General features: G+C 68.0%; 9 protein-coding genes. 6 read left to right on the forward strand and 3 right to left on the reverse strand.

What is annotated here, in order from left to right; genetic code table 11:
- Positions 1–66 precede the first annotated feature (66 nt).
- From OG589_RS18165 to OG589_RS18190, 6 genes are all read left to right on the forward strand, one after another.
- Positions 67–2,061: a hypothetical protein gene (locus OG589_RS18165; RefSeq protein ID WP_405152066.1), complete on the forward strand. Its 1,995-nt coding sequence runs from the start codon at positions 67–69 to the stop codon at positions 2,059–2,061.
- Between the two features lie 199 nt (positions 2,062–2,260).
- Positions 2,261–2,617, forward strand: a complete 357-nt coding sequence (locus OG589_RS18170) for a CU044_2847 family protein (RefSeq protein WP_405150553.1) — start codon at positions 2,261–2,263, stop codon at positions 2,615–2,617.
- The gene (locus OG589_RS18175; RefSeq protein WP_405150555.1) at positions 2,610–3,590 is read left to right on the forward strand and encodes an AAA family ATPase; all 981 of its coding nucleotides are present in this window, start codon (positions 2,610–2,612) and stop codon (positions 3,588–3,590) included. Before OG589_RS18170 ends, OG589_RS18175 begins: the two co-directional genes overlap by 8 nt.
- Before the next feature lie 2 nt (positions 3,591–3,592).
- On the forward strand, positions 3,593–5,446 hold the full coding sequence (locus tag OG589_RS18180; RefSeq protein WP_405150557.1) for a hypothetical protein: 1,854 nt from the start codon (positions 3,593–3,595) through the stop codon (positions 5,444–5,446).
- A complete protein-coding gene (locus tag OG589_RS18185; RefSeq protein ID WP_405150559.1) occupies positions 5,443–6,780 on the forward strand; it encodes a CHAT domain-containing protein in 1,338 nt (445 codons plus the stop codon). Before OG589_RS18180 ends, OG589_RS18185 begins: the two co-directional genes overlap by 4 nt.
- Complete coding sequence (locus OG589_RS18190) at positions 6,777–9,494, forward strand: NYN domain-containing protein (protein WP_405150561.1); 2,718 nt, start codon at positions 6,777–6,779, stop codon at positions 9,492–9,494. The genes OG589_RS18185 and OG589_RS18190 overlap by 4 nt, the downstream gene beginning before the upstream one ends.
- 83 nt (positions 9,495–9,577) lie before the next feature.
- On the opposite strand, the gene OG589_RS18195 is transcribed toward OG589_RS18190, so the two are convergent.
- From OG589_RS18195 to OG589_RS18205, 3 genes are read right to left on the reverse strand one after another with little or no spacing between them, the layout of a single operon-like run.
- The gene (locus OG589_RS18195) at positions 9,578–10,513 is read right to left on the reverse strand and encodes a ketoacyl-ACP synthase III family protein (protein ID WP_405150563.1); all 936 of its coding nucleotides are present in this window, start codon (positions 10,511–10,513) and stop codon (positions 9,578–9,580) included.
- 40 nt (positions 10,514–10,553) lie between these two features.
- A complete protein-coding gene (locus OG589_RS18200; RefSeq protein ID WP_405150565.1) occupies positions 10,554–20,171 on the reverse strand; it encodes a type I polyketide synthase in 9,618 nt (3,205 codons plus the stop codon).
- Positions 20,152–26,862 (reverse strand): type I polyketide synthase, encoded by a 6,711-nt coding sequence (locus OG589_RS18205; protein ID WP_405150567.1) that lies wholly within the window; start codon positions 26,860–26,862, stop codon positions 20,152–20,154. The genes OG589_RS18200 and OG589_RS18205 overlap by 20 nt, the downstream gene beginning before the upstream one ends.

Raw genomic sequence — 26,862 nt, forward strand, 5'->3', positions numbered from 1 at the left:
CAACGGAGAAATTCGGACCCGGGAGGGCATGTGCGCTTGCGTCGACCGTTCTCGATCTTGACCCTGATGGCCTCGGTGATCGCGGGCTCGCCCGCGCTCGCCGCGTCCGCGTCAGCCACACTCGCCCCGACCACATCCACCCCGACCGGGTCCCCGCCTGCCCCCGGGTGCGATCCGATGGCCGGAGCCGACTGCCTGCTGCCTTTCCCCAACAACTGGTTCACGACGAGCGCCCGCACGCCTACGGGGCTCCGGCTCAACCTGACCAGCGCGATGACTCCCGCGAACGCCGCAGGCAAGGCCATCGATCCGGCGGCATGGAACCTGTCCGACGGATTCTCACCTGGCTCGATGCTGCTCGCCCACGTTCCGGGCGTCGACCTCGCCGCGACCGCGGCCGCTCCGGTGACCGACGTCGGCCGGTCTCTGAAGCGGGACGCCCCGATCGTCATCGTGGACACCCGCACCGGCGAGCGCTGGCCGTACTGGGCGGAGCTGGACGCGAACGCCACCGACCCCGCGCGGCAGGCACTGATCATCCGCCCAGCGAGGAACTTCCTGGAAGGCCATCGCTACGCCGTCGCGCTCCGGAACCTCAAGGATGCCTCCGGATCCCTGATCGCCGCGCCTGAGACGTTCACCCGCCTCGCTGGAGCCACGCTTCCCGGCGACGACCCGCTGGCCGGGCGGCAGCCCGCGCTCCGCCGTACGCTCCAGGACCTCACCCGGGCCGGGGTGAGTAGCGAGAACCTCTATCTGGCGTGGGACTTCACCATCGCGAGCGAGCAAGGCCTTGCCGGACCTGTGCTGTGGATGCGCGACCAGGCACTCGGCCGGTTGCGCGGCAGGTCGCCGCAGTTCACGGTCACGACGGTCACCGATTTCACCCCCGAGCAGGACGCGAACATCGCGCGAGAGGTCAAGGGCGAGTTCCTGGTGCCCAACTACCTCAACCAGGCGGGCGCCCCGCCCGGCGCGGTGCTGAACCGCGACGCGTACGGCAGGCCGAAGCAGCTCGGTGACGACGTGCACGCCCAGTTCCAGTGCGAGATCCCGCGTGCCGCGTTCACCAAGCCCGCGCGCCCGTCCCTGTACGGGCACGGCCTGCTCGGCAGGATCACCGAGGTCCGGGCCTCGAACGTCAGGGCCATGGCGGGCGAGCACGACTTCCTGTTCTGCGCCACCAAGTGGATAGGCATGGCGGACGAGGACATCCCGAACGTCGGCGGGGTGTTCGCCGACTTCTCCCGCTTCGACAGCGTGACCGACCGGCTTCAGCAGAGCCTGCTGAACTTCGTGTTCCTCGGCCGCACCATGATCACTAGGGATGGGCTGGCAAGCGACAAGGCGTTCCAGGACGGCAAGGGGCGCTCGCTGATCGACTGGCACACGGACCTGGCCTACGACGGCAACAGCCAGGGCTCCATCGCGGGCGGCGCGCTGGTCGCCGTGTCACCCGATGTGCGCAGGGGCGTGCTCGGGGTGCCGGGGATGAACTACAGCACGCTGCTCAACCGGAGCGTCGACTTTCAGCCCTTCCACCAGGTCATGAACGGGTACTACCCCGACAAGCTGGACCAGCAGCTGTGCTTCGCGCTGATCCAGATCCTGTGGGATCGGGCAGAGACCAACGGGTATGCCCAGCACCTGGGTCACGACCCGCTTCCCGGCTCGCCGCGCCACCACATCCTGATGCAGGTGGCGTTCGGTGATCACCAGGTGTCGACGGTCGCCGCCGAGGTCGAGGCGCGGACGATCGGCGCCCGCGTCCACCAGCCCGCGATCGCGGCGGGACGCAACCCCGACGTGGTCGCTTACTGGGGCATCCCGGCGCTGCCGCGCCGGCCCTATCCGGGTTCGGCCATGGTGGTCTGGGACAGCGGCACACCCGCTCCCCCGGTCACCAACACGCCTCCGCTGGGCCCGCAGTACGGCACCGACTCCCACGAGGACCCGCGGGCCGACGCGACGGCACGTCGGCAGAAGGCGTACTTCCTGAAATATGGCGTGGTGGTCGACGTCTGCGACGGCCGGCCCTGTACGGCGTCGCACGCCGGGTGAAAGACGAGTAGGCGACGCTGGGCCACGTTCCTTAGGCAGATTGAGGGGCAGGCCGGTCGAACGCGTCAGCCTGCCCGGCACGTGAGGAGTCCGATCACGGAATTAAACCGGCCCTCTCCCGCAAGTCAGGGACAATCCCTCGCTTTCCTATGCAGACTTTGCATGTCAGCGGAGTGCGGATAGGAGAAAGGACCACTGGATGGTTGTCGTGGCGGTGCCGGCCGGCGAGGGAACGCGCCCGATCCAGATCGAACTGGAGGAGGCGCCCCGTACGGACCTCTCCGACATCTACGACGAGGAGGCCACCCGCAGCGTGCGGGAGAAGGTCATGAAGCTGGCGGAGCCCCTGTTCTCCGAGGCCGTCGACCTCGTACGGTCGTGCGCGGCGGAGGTCAAGCGGAAGCTCGACGAGATGCCCGAGGACACACGGCCCGACGAGCTGGAGCTGCAATTCGCGGTGAAGCTGGACGCCAAGGTCGGCGCCGCGATCGTCGAGTCGACCAGCGGGGCCCAGTTGCAGATCTCCATGCGCTGGAACGGCCGGAAGAATGCCTGAGGCCGCGACATTTCCGCTGCTGCCGTACAGCTACGTGGTCGGGCAGGACGCTCTGCGACGTGCTCTCGAGATCTCGTACGTGATGCCGCCCGTGGGCGGGGTGCTGATCAGCGGGGAGCGTGGCACAGCCAAGTCGACGATCGTACGGGCGTTCGCCCGCATGATGTACGGCGAGCTGCCGGTGACGCTGCCGATGAACGTGACCGACGACAGGGTCATCGGGGGCTGGAGGATCGACGCCCTGATGGCCGGGAAGACCGAGCCCCAACCCGGACTGCTCGAACAAGCGGGTGGACAGGGCATGCTCTACATCGACGAGGTCAACCTGCTGGACGACCACATCGTCAACCTCATCCTCGACGTGGTCTCCACCGGCCTGCTGGCCGTACAGCGCGAGGGCCTGGACCAGCCGGAGATCGCGCTGTCCTTCACCCTGGTCGGCACCATGAACCCCGAGGAAGGCACGCTGCGCCCCCAGCTCCTCGACCGGTTCGGCCTGCTGGTCCCGGTGAGCGCGGAACTCGACCCGCTGGTGCGTCGCGAGATCCTGAGGACGGTCCTGCGCTTCGAGGAGGAGCGCGTCAGGCCGGCCTCCGCGTGGCTGGACCGGGGCGCCGCTCTCGACCGCGAGCGCCGAGACACGCTGAAGGCCGCACGCGAGGCGGTCGCCGATGTGCGGCTCAGCGATGACGCCCTGTCGCTGTGCTCCCGGATCGCCGCGGAGTTCCAGGTCGCGGGGCACCGCGGCGAGATCGTCATGGCCCAGGCGGCCCGCGCGACGGCGGCCCTCGCGGGGCGTTCGGAGCTGACGCCGCAGGACGTCCGGGCCGTCGCACCGCAGGCGATCGCACACCGCCGTCGCGAGGCCGCGTACGGGGAAGGGCTCGAGTGGACCGCCAAGGACGAGGAGCGCCTCGCCGGGCTTCTCGCGGCGGAGGCGGGAGAGATCCTCACGGCGGACGCGGGAGACTAGCGATGGACGTCCGCGAGCGGGTCGCCACGGCGCTGGCCTGTGCCGCGCTCGACCGGAGCCTCGCCGGGATCCTTCTGTTCGACCTGGACGCGGACCTCATCGTGCCGGTGGTGCGGTGGTTCGCCGGCCTGGTCGGGGGCTCGCCCGCGATCAGCATGCTGGGGGCCACGGCCACCGACGACGATCTGTGGACGCGGATCCGCCCTCGGCCGGGTGAGACGAACGGCTTCCGGCTGGAGCACGGGCCGCTGGTGGGCGCCGACCGGCCGCCCGGCGTGGTCGTGGTGCCCGACCTCGCCCTGCTCGGCCTGGCGGGCGCCCGCGCGGCGGTCGCCACGATCGGGGCGGACGTGGTGCATCTGGAGCGAGCCGGAATGCGGATGCGCTGGCGGCCTGCGGACTACTGGATCGCCTGTTGCCGTCGCGCCGAGGTGGGCCGGGTCTCCCAGCATCTGCTCGACCGCTTCGCGGTTCGCATCGACGCCGCGGGACTGCGGAAGGACGTTCCCGCCCGCTCGGCCGCGGAGGCCGAGGGACTCCGGGCGGCCGGGGATCGGACGGCGGTTCTGGGCGAGCCGGATCCTCAGTGGCGACGGGCCATAGGGGCGGGGCGGCTTCCCGGACTCTCGATGGCCGCGGCCGAAGGCGTCGTGGAACTGGTGCCGCCCGCCGCGGCCGGGACCCGCCGCGACCTGGCGCTGGCCAGGATCGCCCGCGCGCTGGCGGCACTGGATGACGAGTCCGTCGTCGAGCGGGAGCACGTCGATGCCGCCGCACGCCTGATCGGGCTCTCCCCCACGACGCGACCGGACGATCCGTCAGGACCGGAACGGCTCATCGAACCGGGCGCACCCTGGGTACCCGTCGAAGGTGGAGCGGACCACGAGGCAGGCCATCTCGACGTGCCCGCGGGGGAAGGCACGCCGCTTCCGAGCGGGCCGCTGCCGGACGCCGAGACCTCCGGCGATCCCTACCCCGAAGACCACGCCGACCCCGAGCACGACGAGTACCCGCTGCGCGTCCCCTGGCACCGGCGGGCCGGCGGCGGACCGCCTCGCGGACATCCGATCGGCACCGGGCCCGCGCGTGAGGTGCGCGACATCGCGATGGCCGCGACCCTGCTGGAGTCGGCGAAGTTCCAGACGCTGCGGTGCGGCCCGGACCACTTCCAGGCGGGCCACCGGTTGCACGTCGAAGCGGTGGACCTGCGCGGTCACCGGCGGGCGCCGCGACCGAGCCGCCTGCTCGTGCTGCTGCTCGACCACACCTGCCACCATGGGTGGGACTGGTACGGCCCGCTGGCGCCGTATCTGCGATGGGCGTACGCGGCCCGGGCGCCGGTCGACGTCGTGGAGGTGGGCGCGGCCGACGCCTCCGACGAACTGTGCGCGCAGCGGTTCGCGGCACGCGGCCTTCTTGATCCCCGCGTCGCGACGGCCCTGGAACGCCGGCCCGGCCGGGCCACACCGCTCGCGCACGGTCTCAGCCTGGCCGCACGACTGCTGCGCCGCGAGACCCAGCAGGGGGACGCGGCCGTCGTCGAGGCGGTGCTGGTCGTGGTCACCGACGGGCGCGCCAACGTTCCTCTTGCCGCGAGCCGGGCGAAGTCCCTGCCTGAGCGGGTTGCCAGGGAGGGGGTCGACGACGCGCTCGGCGTGGCGGGCGAGATCAGCGCGTTGCACCGCGTGCGCAGCGTCGTCGTCGATCCCGGGCCACGTCCCGGCTCCCACCTCACGGCACTTCTCGCCACCGCCCTGGGCGGCTTGATCGTCCCGGGCGGCTTCCACACGCTGGACCGTTCGAATGTCCTGGATGATATGGAGGACATGTCCGGCGATGCGGGGGGCTCCGGATGACCATGGAGAATCGTCGCCGGTTCTTCAGTGCCGTCTTCGGGGGGTCGCGGCGCGATGCGGGCGGCAAGGGTGGCTCCGGCATTCCCGGCGCCGAACGCCTGATGCCGCCGGCCGTGAGCCAACGTCCCGCCGTGACGCAGGCGAGCGTGACGGCCGGCCCGGCGACGATGACCGCCGGCAAGCCCGGTGCCGCCGGTGACCCCATGGTCTTCGACGTCGTCGAGGCCGATCTCGGCGCTGGGCTGCCGGAGGGAATGGCCCTTCTCACGGTCGTCCCGTTCCGGCGGAAGGAGGAGACGCCTGGCTTCCGGCTGCGCGGCGTCTGCTGCTGCGGCGAGGCGACCGAATTCGCGGAGGTGTACGGAAAGCCCGATCTGGACCTGGGGTCGCTCGTGTCCTCCGGTGGTGAGCTGCCCGCCGACGTCCTGAGCTTCATGCAGATCTGGTCGCGCCCGAAAACGGAGCTGACCCGGTGGCTCGACCGGCGCCTTGCCGTGCACGGGGACCGCTTCCAGCTCGTGATCTGGGACGACACGGGATATCGGATCCCGTGGGAGCTGTTCTGGCTGGAGTACGACTCCGGTCGTGCCGAAGGCTGGCTGGGCGGGGTCGTGACCATCACCCGATGGCTGTCCATCCGCACCGCCTGGCCGGAGACGGTGCGCGACTACCGCTCGTCCCACGAATGCACCGGCTCGGTCGCCGCCTACATCGACCCCGAGATGAACCGCGACCACTCACTGCTCACCGGCTACCGGGTCGAGCCCAGCAGCACCATGTACGACCTGACCAAGGCGCTCAAGCTCGACGGCGACGCCCTGGCCCTGGTGTACGTCGCCTGCCACGGGAAGTTCGGCGAGCAGCTCTCCGAGTGCGCGCTCGGCACGCTGCCGCTCCTGCACGTCGACCCGATGAAGTTCCCCCGGCTACGCCCCGCGGCGACCTTCGTCTTCCTCAACGCCTGCCATTCGGGCTCGCTCGGCTACGACACCAAGCGGTTCAACGACCGGGTGCTGCGCGGGTTCTCGGAGGTCTTCCTGCGATCGGGCGCCGCCGGGGTGCTCGCGACCAACGGCGCGGTCGGCGACGGCCCGGCCCATGAGATGGCCCGCGAGCTGCTCCAGCACCTACGCGACAATCCGGGACGATCGGTGGCCGAGGCGGTGCGTGACCTGCGCGCCAAGGCCGCCGGCCTGACACCGGCCGACCTCGCGGCCGTCGCGGGACCAGGAGCCAACAGGGAACTGCTTCCACTGCTCTACAGATTCATGTACGTCTGTTACGGGAGCCCGCGCACGCTGGTCTCCCCCGACGCTGCCAAGGGGGCGCCATGACTCCCGCCACCGACGCCCAGCTGCGACTGGAGCCCGTGGTGAGCTGGCCGCGTTCCATGACAGCGGGGCGCCCGCATCTGGTCGCGGTCGATCTCCGCCTCGCGGGTCCCATCCAGGACTGGCCGTACGAGGAGGAGGAGTTCGCCTTCACCTGCGTGCTGGACGGGTCGACCGGCTTCTCCGTCGGGGCCGTGCACGACGCCAGCGTCATCGTGCACCGCTTCGGCGGGTCGTACGGCCCGGCCGAGTTCGTCGTCACCCCCGACGAGACGCTCGGCGACCGCTCCCTGTGGCTCACCATCGTCACCCCGCGCGGCGTCGTGATACGTACGATCGAGCTACCGGCCGGCGTCAGCGCCGACGCGGCCGGCGACATCCCCACCGTGCCGCGTCACCTGATCGCCAAGGTCCCCGTCGCCCGTACCGGCGGCTACGCGGTCGCCGCCGAGGTCGATGATTCACTTCCCGAAGACCACCTCGACCAGAAGGCGAGCGACCCGGTCGAGGAGGCCCCTCGCTTCGAGCGGCGCCTGTGCGTCGCGGTCGATGTCTTCGCCCATAGCAGCCTGAACCACCAGCGACAGGTCGAGACGCGGCACCGGTTGCGGGTCGCCGTCACCGACGCGTGCCGATTGGCCGGCGTGGATCCCGATGACTTCCTCATAGAGGAATCCGGTGACGGCCTGCTCTTGCTCCTTCCGGGCGGCGTCGACGTCAGCCGGGTCCTACCGGAGTTCCTCACCGGCATGCGAGACGCCGTCTCCCTGCTGAACCGTGCGGTCGGAAGAGAGGCTCGGCTCCGGCTTCGCATCGCGCTCGGCCATGGCATGGTCAACCTCGCGGCGACCGGCCCGTCCGCGCAACCGCTGGTAGAAGTCTTCCGCGTACTCGATTCGACGGAGCTAAGGCTCGCGCTGACCCGGAGCGAGAATGGCGACATCGCGGTGGGCATGACCGACGAGCTCTACCGCGAGACCGACTCTGACGAGGCCATCCGGCGGCTTCTCCCGGATTTGAGACGTACCAAGGTGCGGATCAAGAACTTCTCCGTACTCGCGTGGATCTCTGTGCTGCCGGCTGAGGACACTCCCAGCGAAAGCGGCGACGGGGAGTCTCCTGAGCAAACCCTGTATCCGGTCGTCATCCTGTCCGGCAGATATGACCCGTACGACTTGACGCACCTGCTACGTGCCAGATTCGACCCCAAGGCCACGCTCCTGTACGGCACCGCCGAGCAGTGCGCCGTGCTCATCACCGACCCGGGCGAGCAGTCGGACGACGCCCTGAGCAGGATCCGCGCGATCGTGGGCGAGGGAAATCCCGGCGCGCGCGTCGAATTCCGTCGCTATCCCTTCCGCCCCTCCACCCTGAGCACGCTGCGCGTGCAGGGGCCCGACGGACGGGAGTTCACGTTCCGGGACGTGCCGACGACGACTCACTTGGCCGACATCTCGCAGACTGTGCTAGCGAACTACCTCCATGAGGGTGTTGACGATCGTCTTCCCGAAACCGTGCTCGACCGGATCGGCCGCGATGGAACTCGCCGCCGCCTGGACCCGGCTCAGATGCTGCATGACGCGGGGCTCGGCGACGGCGACGAGCTGCGCGTCAACGTGGCGGTGAGCACGGCGGGCCGACCCGGCGAGTCCGATGATCCGCTCGATCTGCTGCTGGAGTCACCGGATGTCCACCTCATCGTCGACGGGGACAACGTCGCCGCGAACGCGTATCGCGACCTGCCGCTCGCCGACCGGCGGTCGCGGTTGCTCGCCGGCCTCGCCGGCCTGGCCTCCAGCTCGCGGAAAGAGATCACGTGTGTGTTCGACCTGGGGCCGCCGCCCATTTCGACCACCGTCAGCTCGCCTCGCGGGGTGCGCGTGCTGCTCGGTCCGGGGTCGGCTGTCGATGATCTGATAGTTCGGCTCGTACGAGAGGAGGACGCCGGGCGGACCGTCGTGCTGGTCTCCGCTGACCTCATGATCGCCGAGATGGCCCGCCGGGCCGGTGCCCAGACTGTGACGCCCAGCGTGTTGATGCGCAGCATCGCCCGGCTGACCAGCAGGAACGTGTATCTCTTCTGCCTGCTCGACTGCTCGGCCTCGATGGCCGCCGGGGGCAAGATCGAGGCTTTGAACGTCGTGGTCCGGGGAACGGTCGCGAAGCTACGACGCACCGCGGCCGGCGAGCCGGCGACACGGCTGACCATGGGCGTGATCACTTTCTCAAGTGACGCGCGGTGGCACCTTCAGCAACCAGCGCCGATCGAGGACTTCCAGTGGCGGGACGTCACCGCGGGCGGCCGTACGAACTTCGCCGCGCCTCTCAGCTTGCTGACAAGTCAACTTGACACGCTTTCCGCCATGGCCGACACGTTGACGTCCGTGATAGTCCTGGCCACCGACGGTCATCCCACCGACAGCAGTGAACACTGGCAGGCGGCCCTCGACGAGCTCGACCGCACCCCGGTGGGACGACGCGCGCTTCGAATGGCCATCGCCATCGGGGGAGACGCGGACACGACGATGTTGAGGGAGTACCTTGCCCGACCGGATCTTCAGCCTCTTACGGCGAAAGACCCGGAGGAACTACACGCCGCCTTTCAAACGGTTTCCGAGGCGGTGGCGAGGGCGATACGGACCCCAGAACTCCTCACGGCAACGTACCCGGCGCCACGACCGCTCCAGCGCCCTGACAACTCGCCCGGCATCTGGTGACCGAACCCCCGGGGTCACGGCAACCGCCGCCTCCGGCACCTCGCGGATCCAGGCTTGGAGACGGCGCCGTCGGCGGCTCTGGACTACTCCGGGGCGGGTGGGTCACAGACTTCGAGAAGCAGAGTGGTGAAGCGGAAGCCTATTCCCATCCCGATAACCAGAATCTTCTCTCCCCCTTGGAGTTGTCCACCGCGGAGAAGGTGATCGATACCGAGGAGCGCGTCACAGGGGCCGACATGGCCGATCTCTCGTAAAAACGGCCAGGTGGTACGACTCTGCGCGATGCCCAGGGGTTCCAGGATGAGAGCGGAGAGCTGAGCGAGGCCGACTCCGGTCACTGCGACCTTCGCCACCTTCGACAACTCGACTCCCGACTCCTCCAGCACCTGCCTCACTGTTCTTATGCCGGCATCTCGGATGATCGGAAGGTAGGGCCCGAGGCCGGTCTGCTGGGCCAGCATGATATTCCCGTTCTCCAGATCTTCCCGCACCGCGACGAGCGACTCGAGCTCGGACGCGGAGGTGTGAGAACTGGCTATCAGCCGGGCATATCCGCCGTCGCGCGACAGAACCGCCGCGGCGGAACCATCCGAAAGGAAAATGCCCAGCGATTCCTGCCATCGCCGCAACCTACCCGCCTGGTAGCGGCCGGCCGCGGTGACCATCGTGGCGTTGGCGGAAGGGTCGGATCTCAGCAAGCTCGCCGCGACGACGAGGCCCGTCGCTCCCCCGTTGCTCGCCGCTCCCAGTTCGAATGCCAGCGCCTCGGACGCGCCGAGGACCCGTTGCACGTGACAGGCGGGCGCGAAATGGTCCTGATCATCCAAACAGGCGTAGACGAGCGACGCGATGTCATCGGCGTCGCGTCCCGAATTCTTCATCGCGTCGACTGCCGCCATCCCCGCCATCTCCGCCGCCGAGTAGTCCCGCGAAATGGTGAGGGACGCCCAGTCGGACAGCTTGAGGCTGGTCGGATTGGCACTGACGGCGCTGCCGCTCAGCACGTCCTCGACGTTCACCCGGGGTGGCAGGAACCTCCCTGTGCCGCAGATGAAGACGCTATCCCAAAGCAATGTTCCGCCCCGTTTCATTGGCTGTGCCCCGCGCCAGATCCATCAGCCAGTTACTCACGGTCAGGCCGATGAGCGCGGAGTGTTCTTCGAGTACGTCGGTCCCGGCGGGAACGGTCACCACCTTCGGGGCTTCCGTGGACGCGATCGGGCACCGCAGGGGAGGGCGTGCGTGGCCTGGCTGAACAAGGAGGATCGGGGTTTCGATCTCCGCGGATTCCCAGCGGCGGAAGAGTTCGCTGTACCAGGCGGTCGCGGTGAGTCGCTCGTCGGAGGGGACGTCGGGCCCCTCCTTGCCTGCCAATCTCCGCAGAAGGAGGGAAAGTTCGTCGTCGCGTCCGTTCGCCGCGTTCCCAGGGGGATCGATCAGCACGACACCCGCGAGTGGCGAGTCCAGCTGTTCCAGTGCCAGTGCTGTCGCGCACACCGGAAGACACGTCAGCGAGGCGCCGACCAGTACGACCGGCTTCCCGTGAAGGGACTCCGGAAGCGCCTTGATCACGCTCTCGGCCATGACCGACACGTTCGCGGGAAGTGGGCTGCTGGAGAACCCGGGCAGGATGATCGCGGAGACGTCCCGAATTCCTTCGAGCGCTCTCGCGAATTTGCGATATTCGAACTCACCCGACGAGAGGCACACCAGCGCCGGCCGCACAGGACCCTGGGAGAGCGAAGCTGAAGGCAGCGGTCGCGCCTCAGCGGAGAGGCCGTCGAATGACGGGCGGAGCCGCGACGCGGTCAGCAGTAGATCAGCCCCTTGCTCAGGCTTGCCGAGTGATATCGCCTGCCTGAGAAGCGAGAGGATCGGGCCGGCGTCCTTGCCGCTCTCGTCCGGGCAGAGCTCCCGGTGAACGTAGGCGGCGAGGGCCTGCGAGGTCGGATAGTCGTAAATCAGGGTGGCCGGAAGCTCCAGGCCGGTGACCTGCTTGAGGTGCTTACGAAGTTCGAGAGCGGTCAGCGAGTCCAGGCCGAGATCCTTGAAGGAGTGTTCGAGCGGTATTCCGTCGGAGTCACTGTGGCCGAGCACGGTGGCGACGGTGGTTTGAACGAGGCGCAGGAGGTGGTGGCGCTGTCGTTCCGGGGACAGTTCCGCCAGTCGCACCGCCAACGCGTCGCCGGATCCGGCTCCGGCTCCGGAGGAGACGGCAGGATTTTGGCGGAGTCGCGCGACTTCCGGGATCTCATCGAACAGGGAGCACGGACGATAGGCGGTGTAGAGCGGATAGAAGTTACCCCAATCGAAGCTGGCGATGACAGCGGCCGGCCGGTCCTCGGTCAGCACCTCCTCAAGCGCGGCCAGAGCCTGCTGCGTCCGCATTCTTCTCAGGCCGTGATGCGGGAAGGTGTGGTCCCTGCCCTCCCAGATCCCCCATGCGATCGAGTGGGCGGGAAGACCCTGAGCACGACGATGATGTGCGAGGGAATCCAGGAAGGCGTTCGCCGCCGCGTAACTCGCGAACCCCTTTCCGCCCAGGATGACGGCCGTTGACGAGAACAGGATGAACTCTGAGAGGTCACGGGATTTCGTCAGCTCATGGAGGTTCAGCGCACCATCGACCTTTGCCCGCAGAGCGTTCTCCAGTCGTTCTTCTGTGAGGTCGGACAGCGTGGCGTCGTCGAACGTACCGGCCATGTGAATGACCGTCCGCAGCGGCTGACCGGGGTGAATGTCGGCGAGCACCCCCGCCAGAGCGGAACGATCGGCGATGTCGCAGGCGACGATCCGGATCTCGGCCCCCAGAGCACGCACTTCGTCGACCAGCCGTGAGGCGCCCGGCGCTTCCGGCCCACTGCGGCTCAGCAGAAGCAGGTGTCTGGCGCCGTTGTGCGCAATCCGCTTGGCGAGAGATTTTCCTACTTCTCCGGTACCACCCGTGATGAGCACCGTGCCGTCGGAAGGCCATGCGTAGGAGGAGGATCGGGACACAGCACTACGACTGAGCCGGCGACGCAGCAGTCCTCTCGGCCGGACAGCGAATTGGTCGTCGACGCCACCGCCAAGGGCCTGGCAGATGTGTGTGCCGACGTCATCGCCGACGTGCTCGGCCAGGTCGATCAGCCCTCCCCAGCCGTGCGGATTCTCCTGGCGTGCCACAAGGTGCAGGCCCCAGGAGAGGGCGTGGATCGGATCGTCCAGCGGTTCGTCAGGATCGGTGACCACCGCGTTCTGAGTCAGGACCCACAGGGGAACGTCGATCCCCTCCAGGGCCTGGGCGAGTTTGAGATTGCCGATCACACCTGCCGGCAGATGGGGGAACGCCGGATGAGAGCGCCGGTCCACGGCCAGCCAGGAGACGACTCCCGCCAGGGCGGATGAACGGCCGTTGGCGCCTGAATCCGCAGTCGACAGAGCGGGCGATCTGACTGTGTCGTGAACGTGTCGAGTCAGGTCCTCCCGGGAGACGGTGTCGGCGACCACGAGGGTGACGACCTTCGCCCCCTGCTCGGTCATTGCCCTGGAAGTCGCCGATACTCGGCCCATATCGGCTTGTTCGGGCGTTGTGACGACCAGCCAGGTGCCGGACAGCCGCGGCACTTCTCGATCCAGCCGTCGCCACGTGAGCTGGTAGTGCCAATCCCCCGTGGCCGCACGATCCTTGCTCCCGAGACGCCAGTCCGCGAGGTCCTTGAGCAGGGGCCTCAGGGAGGCGATCCGCTCGTCGTCAACGATGTTCAACAGGGAGGCCACCTCTCCCGGATCGTCGTTCTCTACGGCGCGCCAGAATTCGAGATCGTGCGACGGGACGTCGGTTGTTCTCTCCGTCGGGGTGAGCCAGTACCGCTGGTGCTGGAAGGGGTAGGTCGGTAGTTCGGGTCGCCTGGTGATCGGCGGGGCGGGATACAGTGCGTTCCAGTCGGGGCTGAGACCGTGAACGTGCAACGTGGCCAGTGCGGTGGCCAGCGCTGTGGCTTCCGGACGGTCCTTGCGCAGGCTTCCCACGGCCACCGCGGGCAGATCATGCGCTTCGATCCTGGCCTGGAACGCTGGGACCAAAATGGGGTGCGGGCTGACCTCGACGAACACGCGGTGGTCCTGGTCGAGCAGGCATGCCACCGTCTCATCGAACCGCACGCTGTTACGCAGATTCCGGTACCAGTAGCCGGCATCCAGCCCGGTGGTGTCCAACGGCCGCCCGGCCGCCTCACCCTCCACAGTGGAAAAGAACGGCACCTCAGCGGACTGCGGGCGGATCCCCGCCAACGCCTCCAGGATCGTCTCCCGCAACCCCTCCACCAACGGAGAATGCGAGGCGTAATCCACATCCACCGCCTGCGCGCGCACCCCCTCGGCCGCGCATACCGCGAGGAATTCCTTCACCGCCTCAGTGGTGCCCGAGACGGTCGTACTCTGCGGACCGTTCACCGTCGCCACCCACAACCGGCCCTCCCACCGGCCCAACCAGCCAGCCACGGTGACCGCATCAGCCCAAACCGAGGCCATCGCCCCCGAACCCGCCAACCCCGCCAGTGACCTGCTCCGCAACGCCACCACCACCGCGGCATCCTGCAACGACAACGCACCAGCCACATGCGCCGCCGCGATCTCCCCCTGCGAATGCCCGACCACCGCATCAGGAACAATTCCCCACGACCGCCACAACCGGGCCAACGACACCATCACCGCGAACAACACCGGCTGCACCACACCGGCACCCCTCATACCCGGGACACCGACCTCCCCCCGCAACACCTCCACCACCGACCAACCGGTATACGACCGCAACGCCTCATCACACTCATCCAAAGCCCCGCGAAACACCCCGAAGGCCTCATACAACTGCAACCCCATACCCGCCTGCTGCGACCCCTGACCAGGAAAGACCAACACCGTCCTGCCCGGCCCCTGCGAAGACACCCGGCCACACACCACACCCGGATGAGACCACCCCCCGGCAACAGCCCCAAGCCCCCCACCAACATCGGACTCACCCACCGCCGGACCCACGATCACAGCCCGATGCGCAAAATGCGTCCGCCCCGCCGCCAGACCATGAGCCACAGCCACCGCATCCACATCCCGACGACCGGCCAGATACCCGCCCAACCGCCCCGCCTGCGCCCGCAACGCCTCCTCACTCCGCCCCGAAAGCGGCCACACCACCAACGCCGACCCACCACCATCACCACTGCTCTGGTCCCCGACGGCCGGCGGCTCCTCCAGGATGAGATGAGCGTTCGTACCGCTGATACCGAACGACGACACACCCGCACGCCTCAGCCGCCCGTACGGGTGCCACGGCCGCGACTCCGCCAGCAGCGACACCGCCCCACCAGACCAATCCACATGCGGACTCGGCTCATCCACATGCAACGACCTCGGCAACACCCCCCGCTCCATCGCCGCGACCATCTTGATCACCCCAGCGATACCGGCCGCCGCCTGCGTATGACCGATGTTCGACTTCACCGACCCCAGCCACAACGGCCGATCAGCCGGCCGCTCCTGCCCATAGGTAGCGATGATCGCCTGCGCCTCGATCGGATCACCCAACGCCGTACCGGTGCCATGAGCCTCGACCACATCCACATCAGCCGCAGCAAGCCCCGCATTGGCCAGAGCAGCACGAATCACACGCTGCTGCGAAGGACCATGCGGAGCCGTCAGACCGTTGGAAGCCCCGTCCTGATTGATGGCCGACCCACGAATCACCGCCAGCACCCGGTGACCCAGACGACGGGCATCGGACACCCGCTCCAGCAGCAGCATCCCGGCGCCCTCGCTCGCCACCATGCCATCGGCACCGGCACCGAACGCCTTGGTCCGGCCATCCGCCGCCAGCACACGCTGCCGGGCGAAGTCCACGAACAGGCCGGTGGAGGCCATGACCGTGACAGCACCGGCCAGCGCCAGCGAGCACTCGCCCCGGCGCAACGCCTGAGCGGCCAGATGAATCGCCACCAGCGAGGAGGAACACGCGGTGTCCACCGTGATCGCCGGCCCCTCCAAGCCCAGCAAGTAAGAGATCCGCCCGGATGCGACGCTGGCCGCTACCCCGGTCAGCCGATGGCCTTCAACGGCCTCGGAACCCCCCGCACCATACTCATGGGACCACATCCCCGCGAAGACCCCGGTCGGAGTCCCGGCCAGGCTGCGCGGATCAATGCCCGCCCGCTCCACCGCCTCCCACGCGACCTCCAGCAACACCCGCTGCTGCGGATCCATCCCCAGCGCCTCACGCGGCGAAATCCCGAAGAACTCCGCGTCAAACCCGGCAGCGTCCTCCAAGAACCCACCACGCCGGACATACGTCGTACCCGACTCATCCGGATCAGAGCTGAACAACCCGTCCAGATCCCAGCCACGATCCACCGGGAACTCACCGATCACCTCCCGCCCCGCCACCACCACATCCCACAGATCCCCCGCGGATCTGACCCCACCAGGGAAACGGCAACCGATCCCCACCACCGCGATCGGCTCGTCAGTCTCCAAACCGACCGGTGTCGGAACGGCGGCGGATGCGACACCGGCTACCTGCTCGTAGAGATGAGTTGCCAGAGCCCGTGGCGTGGGGTGGTCGAAGACGACGGTTGGCGGAAGGTGGCAGCCGGTGGTCTGGCCGAGCTGCTTGCGAAGCTCGAGCGCGTTGAGGGAGGTGAAGCCGAGAGCTTTGAACGGCTGCCCTGGGTCGAGGGTGCTGGAGCTGACATGCCCGAGAACGGTCGCCACGTGGGCCTGGACGATCCGCAGGACTCGGTCGTGTTGTTGACCCGGAGTGAGGCCGGTCAGTCCGGCGGCGAAGGAATGCGCGGTGTCGGCATTGCCGGCACGGCGACGGACGGTCCCGGTCCGGCGGCTCCTCGACCTGGAGGGAGCGTGCCCCTCCGAGAGCGGGCTGCTGGAGCGGAGGGTGAGGGTGTCGACGCTGATGACGGGTGCGTCTGCGGGGTCTGTGGCGATGAGGCGGATGGTGTCGGGGCTGATGATGGTGATGTGTACTCGGAGCTTGGTGGCGTGGGTGGCGTGGAGTGTGATCCCTGACAAGGCGAACGGCATCCGCACGCTGTCGCTGTGGGTGTCGGTGGTGGTGGTGAGTAGAAGGGGGTGAAGTGCTGCGTCGAGGAGGGCGGGATGGATGGTGTGGCCGCGGGGGTCCAGGTTTTCGGGAAGCTGGATTTCGGCGTAGAGGTTTTCGCCTTGGCGCCAGATGGCGCTCAGGGCCTGGAAGGCGGGACCGTAGTGGTAGCCGCGGGCGGCCAGACGCTCATACAGACTTTCGACCTGAACAGTGTGTGCGCCTGGCGGCGGCCACGAATCCCAGTCCGCTGTCGCGGGCGAAGCAGCCGAGTGGGGCGAAGCGCCCGAGTCGGGCAAGGCATCGGAGTCGGGGGATAGGTATCCGCTGGCGTGTAGCGTCCAGGTGTTCTGCTCGTCCCGGTCGGTGCGGTGAGGGCGGGAGTGAACGCTGAAGGCGCACCGGTTGTTCTGTGGTGGTTCGACGACGAGCTGAAGGTCCACCGGTGTATCGGCGTTCAGCGGTAGCGGCGTCTGTAATACCAGTTCATCTATGATGTGGTGGCCGGCGTGATCGGCAGCCTGCAGCACCAGATCGACAAAGGCGGTGGCGGGGAGCAGCGTCCTGCCGGTCAGAGTGTGATCGGCGAGCCAGGGGTGTTCCCGTAGCGAAAGCCGCCCTGTCAATACGACTTGGCCCTGCTCGGCCAGTTGGGTCACCGCACCCACCAATGGGTGATCGGAAACTTCCAGACCCGCCGCTGACACACTGCCGCCTGCTCCCACCGTCGGGGTGAGCCAGTACCGCTGGTGCTGGAAGGGGTAGGTCGGTAGTTCGGGTCGGCTGGTGATCGGCGGGGCGGGATACAGTGCGTTCCAGTCGGGGCTGAGACCGTGAACGTGCAACGTGGCCAGCGCGGTGGCCAGCGCTGTGGCTTCCGGACGGTCCTTGCGCAGGCTTCCCACGGCCACCGCGGGCAGATCATGCGCTTCGATCCTGGCCTGGAACGCTGGGACCAAAATGGGGTGCGGGCTGACCTCGACGAACACGCGGTGGTCCTGGTCGAGCAGGCATGCCACCGTCTCATCGAACCGCACGCTGTTACGCAGGTTCCGGTACCAGTAGCCGGCATCCAGCCCGGTGGTGTCCAACGGCCGCCCGGCCGCCTCACCCTCCACAGTGGAAAAGAACGGCACCTCAGCGGACTGCGGGTCGATTCCTGCCAGGGCCTGCAGAATCGTTTCCCGCAAGCCCTCCACCAACGGAGAATGCGAGGCGTAATCCACATCCACCGCCTGGGCGCGCACCCCCTCGGCCGCGCATACCGCGAGGAATTCCTGCACCGCCTCAGTGGTGCCCGAGACGGTCGTACTCTGCGGACCGTTCACCGTCGCCACCCACAACCGGCCCTCCCACCGGCCCAACCACCCCGACACGGTGACCGCATCAGCCCAAACCGAGGCCATCGCCCCCGAACCCGCCAACCCCGCCAGCGCCCTGCTCCGCAACGCCACCACCACCGCGGCATCCTGCAACGACAACGCACCAGCCACATGCGCCGCCGCGATCTCCCCCTGCGAATGCCCGACCACCGCATCAGGAACAATTCCCCACGACCGCCACAACCGGGCCAACGACACCATCACCGCGAACAACACCGGCTGCACCACACCGGCACCCCTCATACCCGGGACACCGGCCTCCCCCCGCAACACCTCCACCACCGACCAACCGGTATACGACCGCAACGCCTCATCACACTCATCCAAAGCCCCGCGAAACACCCCGAAGGCCTCATACAACTGCAACCCCATACCCGCCTGCTGCGACCCCTGACCAGGAAAGACCAACACCGTCCTGCCCGGCCCCTGCGAAGACACCCGGCCACACACCACACCCGGATGAGACCACCCCCCGGCAACAGCCCCAAGCCCCCCACCAACATCGGACTCACCCACCGCCGGACCCACGATCACAGCCCGATGCGCGAAATGCGTCCGCCCCGCCGCCAGACCATGAGCCACAGCCACCGCATCCACATCCCGACGACCGGCCAGATACCCGCCCAAACGCCCCGCCTGCGCCCGCAACGCCTCCTCACTCCGCCCCGAAAGCGGCCACACCACCAACGGCGACCCAGCAGACACCCCACCGGCACCAGCGTCAGCATCGGCATCGGCATCGGCATCGGCACCATCACGGTCACCATCACCGTCGACGACCGGCGGCTCCTCCAAGATCAGATGAGCGTTCGTACCGCTGATACCGAACGACGACACACCCGCACGCCTCAGCCGCCCGTACGGGTGCCACGGCCGCGACTCCGCCAGCAGCGACACCGCCCCACCAGACCAATCCACATGCGGACTCGGCTCATCCACATGCAACGACCTCGGCAACACCCCCCGCTCCATCGCCGCGACCATCTTGATCACCCCAGCGATACCGGCCGCCGCCTGCGTATGACCGATGTTCGACTTCACCGACCCCAGCCACAACGGCCGATCAGCCGGCCGCTCCTGCCCATAGGTGGCCAGCAGAGCACCGGCTTCGATCGGATCCCCCAAGGCCGTCCCAGTGCCATGAGCCTCCACCACATCGACATCAGCCGCAGTAAGCCCCGCATTGGCCAGAGCAGCACGGATCACACGCTGCTGCGAAGGACCATGCGGAGCCGTCAGACCATTGGAAGCCCCGTCCTGATTGATGGCCGACCCACGAATCACCGCCAGAATCGGATGCTTGTTGGCCCGCGCGTCCGACAACTTTTCGAGCAGTACGATCCCGGCGCCCTCGCTGACCACCATGCCGTCGGCACCGGCACCGAACGCCTTGGTCCGGCCATCCGCCGCCAGCGCACGCTGCCGGGCGAAGTCCACGAGAAGGTCGGTGGAGGCCATGACCGTGACGCCACCGGCGAGGGCGAGGTCGCACTCACCTGATCGCAGTGATTGACAGGCCTGATGCACGGCCACCAACGAGGAGGAACACGCGGTGTCCACCGTGATCGCCGGCCCCTCCAGGCCCAGCAAGTAAGAGATCCGCCCGGATGCGACGCTGGCCGCTACCCCGGTCAGCCGATGGCCTTCAACGGCCTCGGAACCCCCCGCACCATACTCATGGGACCACATCCCCGCGAAGACCCCGGTCGGAGTCCCGGCCAGGCTGCGCGGATCAATGCCCGCCCGCTCCACCGCCTCCCACGCGACCTCCAGCATCACCCGCTGCTGCGGATCCATCCCCAACGCCTCACGCGGCGAAATCCCGAAGAACTCCGCGTCAAACCCACCGGCGTCCTCCAAGAACCCACCACGCCGGACATACGTCGTCCCCGACTCATCCGGATCAGAGCTGAACAACCCGTCCAGATCCCAGCCACGATCCACCGGGAACTCACCGATCACCTCCCGCCCCGCCGCCACCACATCCCACAGATCCCCCGCGGATCTGACCCCACCAGGGAAACGGCAACCCATCCCCACCACCGCGATCGGCTCGCGTGCCTGACTTTCCAGTTCACGAAGCCGCTGCTTGGTCTCGTACAGCTCGACCGTCGCCATTTTCAGATACTGTACGAGCTTTTCCTGGTCGTTCACCGGGCCCACTTCCGCATAATCGTCTCGCCTGACATCAGGAAATAGTCTTGTCAATGAGGTCGAATATCTCGTCGGTCGAAGCCGACATTATGTGTTCGACCATGGCATCCGACTGCCGCCGCGATCTGCCCAGGCCTTCGAGCAAGCCGTTCAGCTTGGCTTCGATCGCAGATTTGGCGTCCTCGTCAAGGACGGCCGAGGCGAGGGCGGCTTCGAATCTGCCGAGCTCGGAAAGAGGGTCGGAGGACTCCTTTGGTATGACGGAGGAAAACCTGCTGTCGAGGTACGCGCAAAGCGCGCGCGGACTGGGATGGTCGAAGATGAGGGTCGGCGGGAGTTTGAGACCGGTGTGGTGACTCAGATGGTTTCGGAGTTCGAGGGCTGTGAGGGAGTCGAAGCCCAGGGCTTTGAAGGGCCGCTCCGGGTCGAGTGCGGTGGAGGTGCCATGTCCCAGAACCGTGGCGCCTTGGTCCTGGACGAGCCGCAGGAGGCGCTCGTGCCGATCAGCAGAACTGAGGCCGGCCATTTCGGCCGCGAAAGAGTGTGCGGTGCCGGCGTCACCGGCACGGCGACGAGCGGCAGTCGCCGACAGGCCGGTGAGAATCTTGGGGAGTGTTCCGGTCCGGGACTGTGCGGTGAGGGCGCGAAGGTCGAGCGGAGCCGGCGCCAGGGCAGGCAGGCCCGTGGCCAGTGCCGCGTCGTAGAGCTTCATTCCGTGCTCGGTGGTGATGGGTGTGAAGCCGAAACGAGCGAGACGTGATCTGTCACTGCCGCCGAGATGGGAGGTCATCCCGGTAGCCGGCTGCCAATAGCCCCATGCCAAGCTGGCGACCGGAAGACCAAGGTGACGCCGGTGCTGGGCCAGGGCATCAAGGAACGCGTTGGCGGCCGCGTAGTTGCCCTGTCCAGGGGAGCCGATGGTGCCGCTCAGAGACGAGAACAGCACGAATCCGGCCAGGTTGAGGTGGCGGGTTTGCCGGTGCAGATTCCAGGCGGCGTCGACCTTGGGGCGCAGTACCCGGCGCAGATGATGAGGGGTGAGCGCTGGAACGGTCGCGTCGGCCAGCACTCCGGCGGCATGCACGACAACGGTCAATGGGTGCCGCTGAGGGATGGAGTCGAGAAGAGCGGCGAGTGCGGCCGGGTCCGCGATGTCACAGGCGGCGACCGTGACCCTCGCACCGAGCTCGGTCAGTTCTTCGGCCAGTCCGACGGCGCCGTCGCTGTTCGGACCCCGGCGAGAGACCAGGAGGAGATTTCTCATCCCGTGCTTGGTCACCAGGTGACGGGCGAGCAGGCCACCAAGGGTGCCCGTTCCCCCTGTGATCAGCACGGTTCCGTCGCCGTCAGGCGCGTTCGGGAGGGCGAACACTATCTTGCCCACGTGGCGGGCCTGACTCATATCCCGGAATGCCTGGCGTGCCTGCCGGATGTCGTACGCGCTGACAGGAAGGGCGGGCAAGGTGCCGTCTTCGAACAACGGAGCAAGTCGGGTGAACAGCCGGTGAATGACTCGGGGGTCGCCGAGGGCGCGGTCGACGGCCTGGTAGACGACGCCGGGATACATGGCGGCGACCTGACCCGCGTCTCGTACATCGGTCTTGCCGATCTCGATGAAACTCCCCCCGTTGGGCAGCAGTTCCAATGAGGCGTCGACGAATTCGCCCTTCAGGCAGTCCATTACGACATGCATTCCCTGGCCGCCGGTCACCCGCAGGAACTTGGCCCTGAACTCCAGGCTGCGGGACGAGGCGATATGGTCGTCGTCAAGGCCCATCTCCCGCAGGATCGGCCACTTGGCCGGGCTCGCGGTCGCGAACACCTCCGCCCCCGCGTGCCGGGCAAGCCGGATAGCCGCCATACCGACCCCGCCGGCGCCCGCGTGAATCAGCACTCGCTGTCCGGCCTGGACTTCGGCCAGTTCAGACAGGGCGTGGTAGGCCGTCAGATAAGCCACCGGGGCAGAAGCCGCGTCAGTAAAGGACCAGCGGCGAGGCACAGTAGTCACCATGCGCTGGTCCGTGACTCCAGCGGGGGCGAACGAATCAGGTATGAACCCCATGACCCTGTCGCCGACGGCCAGCCCGTCCACGTTGGGACCGACCTCGGTGACGACTCCTGCTCCTTCCAGGCCTAAACCGCCGTCTCCGACGAGGCCGAGAGCGACCATCACGTCGCGGAAGTTCAGTCCACTGGCGCAGATGCGCATGCGAATGTGACCGTCGGCCAGAGCCGGCTCAGGACGTGGGCCCGCGATGTCCGCCGTGGTAGCGAGGTGCGCCGCTTCCGCCGGATCAGGGTCGGCGCTGAGCACGAGATTGGCGAGGGTGCCCTCACCCACGGTCTCCAGCCGCCAGGAGGCGGCAGCCGGCAGAAAGAGAATGTCGTCCGATCGGACACGGGTGAGACGGGATGTGTGGACGACACCCTGGCGAAGGGCCGACTGGCCTTCCTCGTCCTCCAGGAGGTGACGGGTGAGCAGGTGCCGAATCTGCCGGTAGGAGGCTTCGTGGTAGTCGGTGTCCAGTAGCGCGAAACGATTGGGATATTCGTTCTGGGCGGTGCGAACCAGCCCCCACACAGCGGCCTGAGCAAGGTCGGGCGATCCGTCCAGAGGGCTGGTGGTGACGGCGTGGTGAGTGAGGATGATCAGGCGAGTGTCAGTCAGCCGAGGATCGTTCGTCCACGCTTGCAGCAGCTTCAGAGCTTGCTCGGTGACGGCGTGAACAGCCGCAGGAACGTCGACGCCGCCGGCGTCGATGAGAGGGGGAAGCCAGACGACCAGCTCTGGATCCTCTGTGCCGATTGAGGTCGGTTCGCCGATCAGCGCGGTCAGGTCCCGATATACGGGGACGTCGCCGATCGCTGTGGCGACTTCGATCGCTCGCTCCGGGTTCTGCTCTGCCAGCACAGCGCAGCGGGGCTGCCGTCGCGCCGCGACATTCGCCGGCACGGGCCTGGCGTCCGCTGTCCAGGAGAGGTGTGACAGGTTCGAGCCGACGTCGGAGACCACGGCAGGAGGACTGTTCAGCGTGTCCGCGTCGCTGGAGCGGAGGGTGAGGGTGTCGATGGTGATGACGGGTGCGTCCGCGGGGTCTGTGGCGGTGACGCTGAAGGTGTCGGTGTCGATGGTGGTGATGCGTACCCGCAGCTTGGTGGCGTCGGTGGCGTGCAGGGTGATCCCCGACAACGCGAACGGCATCCGCACGCTACCGCTGCCAGTGCCAGTGGTGGTGGTGAGGAGGAGGGGGTGGAAGGCCGCGTCCAGGAGGGCGGGGTGGATGTCGTGACCGCGGGCGTCCAGGGTTTCGGGAAGCCGGACCTCGGCGTAGAGGTCATCACCCTGACGCCAAATGGCGCTCACGCCCTGGAAGGCGGGACCGTACTGGTAACCACCAGCGGCCAGGCGCTCATACAGATCTTCCACCCCGACAGGGTGCGCGCCCGGCGGCGGCCACGAACCCCAACCCGCCGCGGCGGGGGAATCGCCTGACACGCCGGACAGATATCCGCTGGCGTGCAACGTCCAAGGGTCCTGCCCGCCCCCGCCCGCACGGTGCGGACGTGAATGAACACCGAACGCGCGCCGGCCCTCCCCCGGCGCCCCGACGATGACCTGAAGCTCCACCGCCGCATCGGCGTCCAGCGGCAATGGCGCTTGTAACACCAGCTCATCAATCACCTGATAACCGGCATGATCACCAGCCCGCAGCACCAGATCCGCAAACGCGGTACCCGGCAGCAGCACCCTGCCGGCCACAACGTGATCGGCAAGCCACGCGTGCCCTCGCAGCGAAACCCGCCCGGTCAACACCACCTGGCTCCGCTCGGCCAGCTCGGCCACCGCACCCACCAACGGATGATCCGAAACCCCAAGACCCGCCGCCGACACGTCCCCACCCGCACCCACCCCCGGGGACAGCCAGTACCGCTGATGCTGGAAGGGGTAGGTCGGCAGCTCCGGCCGCCCGGTGACCGGCGGCGCCGGATACAACGCCTCCCAGTCCGGGCTCAGACCATGAACATGCAACTGCGCCAACGCCATGCCCAGCGCCGCCACCTCCGAGCGGTCCCTGCGCAGACTCCCCACCGCCACCGCCGGCGCATCATGCGCCTCAACCCTGGCCTGGAACGCTGGGACCAAAATGGGGTGCGGGCTGACCTCGACGAAAACCCGATGATCCTCACCGAGCAGGCACCCCACCGTCTCATCGAACCGCACACCATTACGCAGGTTCCGATACCAATAACCCGCATCCAGCCCGGTGGTGTCCAACGGCCGCCCGGCCGCCTCACCCTCCACAGTGGAAAAGAACGGCACCTCAGCGGACTGCGGGCGGATCCCCGCCAACGCCTCCAGGATCGTCTCCCGCAACCCCTCCACCAACGGAGAATGCGAGGCGTAATCCACATCCACCGCCTGCGCGCGCACCCCCTCGGCCGCACACATCGCCAAAAACTCCTCCACCGCCCCGGCCTCACCGGAAACAGTCGTACTCTGCGGACCGTTCACCGTCGCCACCCACAACCGGCCCTCCCACCGGCCCAACCAGCCAGCCACGGTGACCCCATCAGCCCAAACCGAAGCCATCGCCCCCGAACCCGCCAACCCCGCCAGCGCCCTGCTCCGCAACGCCACCACCACCGCGGCATCCTGCAACGACAACGCACCAGCCACATGCGCCGCCGCGATCTCCCCCTGCGAATGCCCGACCACCGCATCAGGAACAATTCCCCACGACCGCCACAACCGGGCCAACGACACCATCACCGCGAACAACACCGGCTGCACCACACCGGCACCCCTCATACCCGGGACACCGGCCTCCCCCCGCAACACCTCCACCACCGACCAACCGGTGAGCGACCGCAACGCCTCATCACACTCATCCAAAGCCCCGCGAAACACCCCGAAGGCCTCATACAACTGCAACCCCATACCCGCCTGCTGCGACCCCTGACCAGGAAAGACCAACACCGTCCTGCCCGGCCCCTGCGAAGACACCCGGCCACACACCACACCCGGATGAGACCACCCCCCGGCAACAGCCCCAAGCCCCCCACCCAGCACCACACCGGCCTCGCCGACCCCACCGGTCTGAGCGGTCTCAACGGCCTCCTCCACACCCCTGGCCGCCGGACCCACGATCACAGCCCGATGCGCGAAATGCGTCCGCCCCGCCGCCAAACCATGAGCCACAGCCACCGCATCCACATCCCGACGACCGGCCAGATACCCACCCAACCGCCCCGCCTGCGCCCGCAACGCCTCCTCACTCCGCCCCGAAAGCGGCCACACCACCAACGGCGACCCACCACCAACAGCACCACCATCACCACTGCTCTGGTCCCCGACGGCCGGCGGCTCCTCCAAGATCAGATGGGCGTTCGTACCGCTGATCCCGAAGGACGACACGGCCGCCCGCCTCGGCCGCCCGTACGGGTGCCACGGCCGCGACTCCGCCAGCAGCGACACCGCCCCACCAGACCAATCCACATGCGGACTCGGCTCATCCACATGCAACGACCTCGGCAACACCCCCCGCTCCATCGCCGCGACCATCTTGATCACACCGCCCACTCCGGCGGCGGCCATGGTGTGGCCGATGTTGGACTTCAGCGACCCCAGCCACAACGGCCGATCAGCCGGCCGGTCCTGCCCATAGGTGTCGATGATCGCCTGCGCCTCGATCGGATCACCCAACGTGGTCCCGGTCCCGTGCGCCTCCACCACGTCCACCTCCGCGGCGGTCAACCCCGCCTCCGCCAGCGCCTGCCGGATGACACGCCGCTGCGAAGGACCGTGCGGAGCCGTCAGACCGTTGGAAGCCCCGTCCTGATTGATGGCCGACCCACGAATCACCGCCAGCACCCGGTGACCCAGACGACGGGCGTCGGACACCCGCTCCAGCAGCAGCATCCCGGCGCCCTCGCCCCAGCCGGTCCCATCGGCCGCCGCGGCGAACGCCTTACACCGCCCATCGGGCGCCAGCCCCCGCTGCCGCGCGAACTCCACGTACATCCCCGGGGTCGCCATGACCGTGACACCACCGGCCAGCGCCAGCGAGCACTCGCCCCGGCGCAACGCCTGAGCGGCCAGATGAATCGCCACCAGCGAGGAGGAACACGCGGTGTCCACCGTGATCGCCGGCCCCTCCAAGCCCAGCACATAAGAGATCCGGCCGGACGCCACGCTGAGGGTGCTCCCGGTCAGCAGGTAGCCGTCGTAGCCCGCGGCCGGCTCGTACAGGCGGGGGCCGTACTCGGAGGTCAGAGCTCCGACGAACACCCCCGTCGCGGTGCCGCGCAAGCCGGCCGGGTCGACGCCCGCGTGTTCGAGCGTCTCCCAGGCGACCTCCAGCATCACCCGCTGCTGCGGATCCATCCCCAGCGCCTCACGCGGCGAGATCCCGAAGAACTCCGCGTCGAACCCATCCGCGTCGTGCAGGAACCCTCCCTCCCGCGCGTACGTGGTTCCGGCGTGATCAGGATCCGGATGGAACAACTCGTCAAGGTCCCACCCTCGGTTGGCGGGAAACGCCCCGATCGCGTCCACCCCGTCCGCGACCAGCCGCCACAGATCCCGCGCCGAGCGCACCCCGCCCGGATATCGACAACCGATGCCCACGATGGCGATCGGTTCGCGTGCCCGGTCGGCCGAACGCTGATTGGCCTGCTTCAGCCGCTGGATCTCTTTCAGAGAGCGACGCAGCGCCTTGACGAGCTCTTCGTCGGATGTCTTCAT

The organism is Sphaerisporangium sp. NBC_01403 (assembly GCF_045040145.1).
Taxonomy (GTDB): domain Bacteria; phylum Actinomycetota; class Actinomycetes; order Streptosporangiales; family Streptosporangiaceae; genus Sphaerisporangium; species Sphaerisporangium viridialbum.